The organism is Butyricicoccus sp. (genome assembly GCF_050872565.1).
Taxonomy (GTDB): domain Bacteria; phylum Bacillota; class Clostridia; order Oscillospirales; family Butyricicoccaceae; genus Butyricicoccus_A.
The window spans coordinates 1-5,491 of sequence record NZ_JBNMHC010000140.1; the positions used below are offsets into that span (position 1 = coordinate 1).

Sequence of the window (5,491 nt, forward strand, 5' to 3'; positions counted from 1 at the left end):
ACACTGGAAGATGGCCGAGTGCTCAGAGTCAACCGGCAAAATCGGCACGCCCTTTTCACGCGCCGCCCGCATGACGATCTGTCCGGCGCACACCAGCGTTTCTTTATTGGCAAGCGCAATCGCTTTGCCCGCTTTAATCGCAGCCATCGTCGGCAGGAGACCCACCATGCCGACAACCGCTGTCACAACAACATCGGCTTCCGGCAGAGTTGCAGCTTCAATCAGACCGTCCATGCCGGACACGACGCGAATATCGGTATCTGCGAGCTTGATTTTCAGCTCTTTCGCTTTTTCTTCATTGTACACCGCAACCAAAGTCGGATGCAATGCACGCGCCTGTTCTTCTGCGCGTGTAATATTGGTATTGACCGAAATCGCACACACATGTGCCTCAATGGAATCGAGAATATCAATGGTCTGTGTGCCGATAGAGCCGGTCGAACCGAGAATCACAATATTTTTCATAGCTTATAACCCCAAATTGGAAAACAGATGCAGCAGCAGCTCAACAAGCGGAGCGACAAAGATCACGCTGTCAAAGCGGTCGAGTACGCCGCCATGACCCGGGAAAATCTTGCCGTAGTCCTTGATGCCGCTCTTTCTCTTGACAATGGAGAACGACAAATCACCGATCTGACCGAGCACAGCGCCCAAAATGCCAGCTGCCAGACACAGCGGCACAGACAGCGTCAGCTCTGTCAGCGCACTGACTGCAATACCATAAATGACGGTGAGCACGGCTGCACCGACAACGCCGCCAACTGCGCCCTCTACCGTCTTTTTCGGAGAGATAACCGGTGCCAGCTTGTGCTTGCCGAATGCCATGCCCGCAAACAGCGCACAGGTATCTGAGCCCCAAGCTGCCAGCAGCGGAATCACCAGATGGAAGGCACCGCTCTCCGACATCGTGAACATACGGATCAGGCTCATCAGCAAATACGGGATGAGAATGCCGCCGAAATAGGCACCGGCAAGCTCCTGAAATCCAAATTTCTTATGATGCCGCAGCAGCAGAATAAACAGTACCACGACACCGATATACAGCATCGCACGCATCCAATACACCGGATAACTGTCTCTCGCGCTGGCAAACGACATGCCCAGAGCGAGAACCATGGCAGCGATCTGCAATTCCTTGTTGTCTTTTCCCGCAGTCGCTGCGGTAAATTCCTGTGCCGCGCAGACGGACAGAGCCATCATGAGCAGCTGTGCGACGATCGGCGGAAAGACGAACAGCGCAAGGATGACAACAACTGCACCGGTCACGCCAAATGCAACTCTCGTTTTCATGTTTTATACTCCTCCGAATCGTCTATTTCTTCTGTTAAATTCATCAATGGCAGCATCCATATCCGCCGGTTTAAAGTCCGGCCACAGAACATCGGTAAAGTAATATTCTGCATACGCACTCTGCCACAGCAGGAAATTCGAGGTGCGAATTTCTCCGCTCGGGCGAATGATAAAATCAGGATCCGGCATGTGCGCGGTGTACAGGTGCTGCGAAATCGTGTCTTCGGAAATATCTTCCGGCTTCAGCTTGCCCTCCTGCACTTCCTGTGCAATGGCGCGAACGGCATTTTTGATTTCATCGCGTCCGCCGTAATTGATGCACAGCGTAGCGACGGAAAATTCCGGCCGCTTGCTCGCCTCTGCATTGCATCGTGCTACCAGCTCCTGAATATCCGGCGCGAGCACGGACAAATCACCGATGACCTGCACGGCGATTTCATCCTTTGCCATCGTGTCAATCGCCTCTTGCAGGTATCTGCGGAACAGATTCATCAGCGTATTGACTTCCTCTGCCGGACGCTTCCAGTTCTCTGTGGAGAACGCATATACGGTAAAGTATTTGACGCCAATGTCTTTACAGTACGTTGCGATGGTGCGGAACGTCTCTGCACCGACCTTATGTCCGGCGGTACGCGGCAGACCGCGTTTTTTTGCCCAGCGTCCATTTCCGTCCATAATCACCGCAATGTGCTGCGGCACGGGACGCGCGGACGGCTGCGGCGGCGTGCTGTCATCTTTTTTTAGTATATTGAACAACGCCACGGTACTATGCACCGACCTTTCTTTCTAAATGTGTACGCTTTGTGTTTTTGTGTGAAAGCGCCGATATACGCGACATGGGCGACTGAAGATAGCCGCCCACATGTCCCGTACTTGTTTCTGTTGTTATTTGATTAAACCGACTTCAGCTCTTCCGACTTTGCCGCGGTGGTCTTGTCGATTTCCTTGGTGTACTTGTCGGTCAGCTTTTGCATATCCTTTTCTGCATCTGCCAGTTCGTCCTCGGTGATCTCAGACTTCTTCTTGGCAGCCTTCCACTTGTCGATGGCATCGCGGCGGATATTGCGGATCGCAACCTTGGAAGCTTCGCCTTCCTTGGATACCTGCTTAATCAGCTCCTTACGACGCTCCTCGGTCAGCGGCGGGAAGCTCAGACGAATCAGCTTGCCGTCGTTCTGCGGGTTGATGCCCAGCTCAGAGGTCTGGATTGCCTTGACAATCTCCTTGAGCAGAGAAGCATCCCACGGCTGAATGGTCAGCGTGCGCGGATCCGGAGAGGCAACAGCAGCTACCTGCTGAATCGGGCTTGCTGTGCCGTAGTAATCCACCGTGATCTTGTTGAGCACGCTTGCATTGGCACGGCCTGCGCGAATGCCTGCCAGATTTTCTGCCAGAACGTCCAGAGACTTCTGCATCTTTACTTCATATGGTTTTAAATCGGGTTTCATAGGGTATTTCTCCTCTCCAAATATGCCAAATTTACTGGTTGCTTACCATGGTGCCAACCTGTTCTCCCATGACAGCACGGTAAATGTTTTCCGGCTCCTTCAGTGCGAATACGAGCAGCGGAATGTTGTTGTCCATAGAAAGGGTCGTCGCAGTAGTATCCATGACAGCCAGCTTCTTCTCCAGAACTTCCATATAAGACAGTTTGTCATACTTCTTGGCGTTCGGATTCTTTGCCGGGTCAGAGTCATATACGCCGTCAATGTTCTTTGCCAGCAGGATGATCTCTGCGTTGATTTCAGCAGCACGCAGGGCAGCTGCTGTATCGGTAGAGAAATATGGATTGCCGATGCCGCAGCCAAAAATAACAACGCGGCCCTTTTCCAGATGGCGAGTTGCCTTGTTGCGGATATACGGCTCTGCGATCTGACGCATCTCGATAGCAGTCTGTACGCGCACATCTACACCACGCTGCTCCAGTGCGTCCTGAAGAGCCAGCGAGTTAATCGTCGTAGCCAGCATACCCATATAATCTGCACGGGTGCGCTCCATCTTTCCGCCGCCGTCCTTGACGCCGCGCCAGAAGTTGCCGCCGCCGACAACGATGCCAACTTCCGTGCCAATGTCTACGCACTTCTTGACAACATCGCAAACCGGACCGATGACATCAAAGTTCAGACCAAACTTATTGTCGCCAGCCAGTGCTTCGCCGCTGATTTTGATTAAAACACGCTTATATTTCGGTGTATCCATGTATTGATTCCTCCATGTGCGATCTGTTTGCTTCCATGTACAACACAGGGCGAATCCGCCCTTATGTCCTTATAGTATATCATACATGATTGCTGTGCAGATTGCAAACGGTTTCCAGCAATTTTCTTCCGTTTCGCCATAATTCACATCTCTGTAAAAAATCCCCCGCCAATCCAAGACTGGCAGGGGATAAATTCCGTATCATTCCGCTTCTTTTGGCAGGAACACGCGAATCTCTGTGCCGACGCCGAGCGCGCTGTCCAGCTCTACTCTGCCGTGATGATACTCCACGACATGCTTGACGATGGACAGTCCCAGACCGGTGCCGCCGATCTGTTTGGAATGGCTCTTATCCACGCGATAAAACCGCTCAAAGACGCGCAGGCGCGATTCCTCCGGAATGCCGATGCCGTCATCCTTGACACAGATCTCGATTTCCTTGTCATCCTGCGACAGGCGCAGCCAGACATTTCCGTCCGGATGATTGTATTTGATGGCATTCTCACACAAATTATACACCAGCTCACTGAGCATACCATCTTCGCCCAAAAGCACAGCCGGGCAGGTTTCCAAATGCAGGGAAACCTCTGCTTTTTTTGCAACCGGCTCCAGCGATTCCAGCACCGCTTCGCACAAATCGTCCAGTTCCACCGGCTCCAAGCTCTGTGGTTCTTTTGCCTCTTCCTCAATACGAGAAAGGCGGATAATATCCTCAATCAGCGCAATCAGTCGCAAGGCTTCTTTGTGAATGCTGCCGGAGAACTTGCGAATGTCATCCATGCTGGCAACCATACCGTTTTCCATCATCTCTGCATAGCCTGAGATAGACGTCAGCGGCGTTTTGAGCTCATGCGAGACATTGGCGGAAAACTCCTGTCGGCTGCGCTCTGCCATGCGCTGCTGGGTCTCATCCAGCACGATGACGACGGCGCCATCTACTTTGCCCAACCGCAGCATCGGGCTGGCATAAATGTGATAGACGCGCCCGTGCATGGTGAAATCATCATTGAGGCTCTCGCCGGACAGCGCTGTCGTCACACAGTCGTGCAGCTCTTGGGTGCGATTGACAATGAGATAGTTTTTGCCGATAAACTCACTCGGTTCTGCCACGCGCCCCGCCAGCATATGAATCGCACTCGGGTTGACCGATACAACATTTTTATCCTTGGAGATGAGCAGCAGACCTTCGCGCATATTGTTGGTGATAATTCCCAAGATCTCGCGTTCCTGCTCCAAAATCTCTTTTTGTGTATGAATTTCCTGATCCTGTGCCTGAATGTGCGAGAAAAACGGCTTTAACTCTGCATAGGATTCGGTATTCACGCCCGCCTGATCCAGTGCATGAACCGCGCGCTCCACCGGTTTCATCATCCACTGCGCCAGCCAGCGGGACAGCAGCAGTGCCATGCCGAACAAAATAATCATGACCACACCGATGCCCGGAATGGACGCCAGCACCATACTGCGGATGCTGGAATACTGCTGTGCCAAGCGCAGCACATTGCCGTCAGACAGCCGCAGGGCATAGTAATACGTCGAAGAATCTGTGGTAGACGAATCTCGAATATCTTCTCCGTAACCTGCTTGAATGGCTTTCTGAATTTCCGGACGATCCAAGTGATTTTCCATTTTGGATGCCTCTGCATCCGAATCGTACAGAACCGTGCCGTCCGCTGTAATAAAGGTCACGCGCACGACCTTTGGCAGTCCCTGTAAAATCTTTTCATACGATGCTTCATCGACATAATCATAGCTCTGGCTGACAGATTCCGCCAAATCACTGACATATTCTTCCGCCTGCCGCATTGAATGCTGGGATGTCACCGCCAACGTCAGCACACTGGCACAAAGTACGCCGACAGCACTGAGCAGCAACAGCACCCAATAAATTCGTTTCTTCATTCCTTCGCCTCTTTGTCGATTTTATAGCCGATGCCGCGCACGGTCTGAATCATCGTGCCGTCATCGTGAATCTTTTTGCGCAGCGTATTGATGTGAATAT

General features: G+C 52.2%; 6 protein-coding genes and 1 pseudogene. All 7 read right to left on the reverse strand.

Features of this window, described 5'->3' with window-relative positions; translation table 11 throughout:
* Nucleotides 1-465: pseudogene (locus tag ACR0P9_RS06985) on the reverse strand (1-deoxy-D-xylulose-5-phosphate reductoisomerase); the annotation flags it as partial.
* A 3-nt stretch (nt 466-468) separates the two neighbouring features.
* Nucleotides 469-1,290 (reverse strand): phosphatidate cytidylyltransferase, encoded by an 822-nt coding sequence (locus ACR0P9_RS06990; RefSeq protein ID WP_432618636.1) that lies wholly within the window; start codon nt 1,288-1,290, stop codon nt 469-471.
* 3 nt (nt 1,291-1,293) lie between these two features.
* Complete coding sequence (locus ACR0P9_RS06995; RefSeq protein ID WP_432618644.1) at nt 1,294-2,046, reverse strand: isoprenyl transferase; 753 nt, start codon at nt 2,044-2,046, stop codon at nt 1,294-1,296.
* A gap of 137 nt (nt 2,047-2,183) precedes the next feature.
* The gene (gene frr / locus ACR0P9_RS07000) at nt 2,184-2,738 is read right to left on the reverse strand and encodes a ribosome recycling factor (protein ID WP_432618638.1); all 555 of its coding nucleotides are present in this window, start codon (nt 2,736-2,738) and stop codon (nt 2,184-2,186) included.
* Between the two features lie 31 nt (nt 2,739-2,769).
* Entirely contained in the window at nt 2,770-3,489 is a 720-nt protein-coding gene (gene pyrH / locus ACR0P9_RS07005; protein WP_432618640.1) for a UMP kinase, read from the reverse strand.
* 201 nt (nt 3,490-3,690) lie between these two features.
* The gene (locus ACR0P9_RS07010; protein WP_432618642.1) at nt 3,691-5,391 is read right to left on the reverse strand and encodes an ATP-binding protein; all 1,701 of its coding nucleotides are present in this window, start codon (nt 5,389-5,391) and stop codon (nt 3,691-3,693) included.
* A complete protein-coding gene (locus ACR0P9_RS07015) occupies nt 5,388-5,489 on the reverse strand; it encodes a winged helix-turn-helix domain-containing protein (protein ID WP_432618646.1) in 102 nt (33 codons plus the stop codon). The genes ACR0P9_RS07010 and ACR0P9_RS07015 overlap by 4 nt, the downstream gene beginning before the upstream one ends.
* Nucleotides 5,490-5,491: the final 2 nt, after the last annotated feature.

Excerpts from the sequence above, each read along its gene's own strand:
- ACR0P9_RS06990 (WP_432618636.1), bottom strand. The coding sequence starts at position 1,290 with ATGAAAACGAGAGTTGCATTTGGCGTGACCGGTGCAGTTGTTGTCATC.
- frr (WP_432618638.1), bottom strand. The coding sequence starts at position 2,738 with ATGAAACCCGATTTAAAACCATATGAAGTAAAGATGCAGAAGTCTCTG.
- pyrH (WP_432618640.1), bottom strand. The coding sequence starts at position 3,489 with ATGGATACACCGAAATATAAGCGTGTTTTAATCAAAATCAGCGGCGAA.
- ACR0P9_RS07010 (WP_432618642.1), bottom strand. The coding sequence starts at position 5,391 with ATGAAGAAACGAATTTATTGGGTGCTGTTGCTGCTCAGTGCTGTCGGC.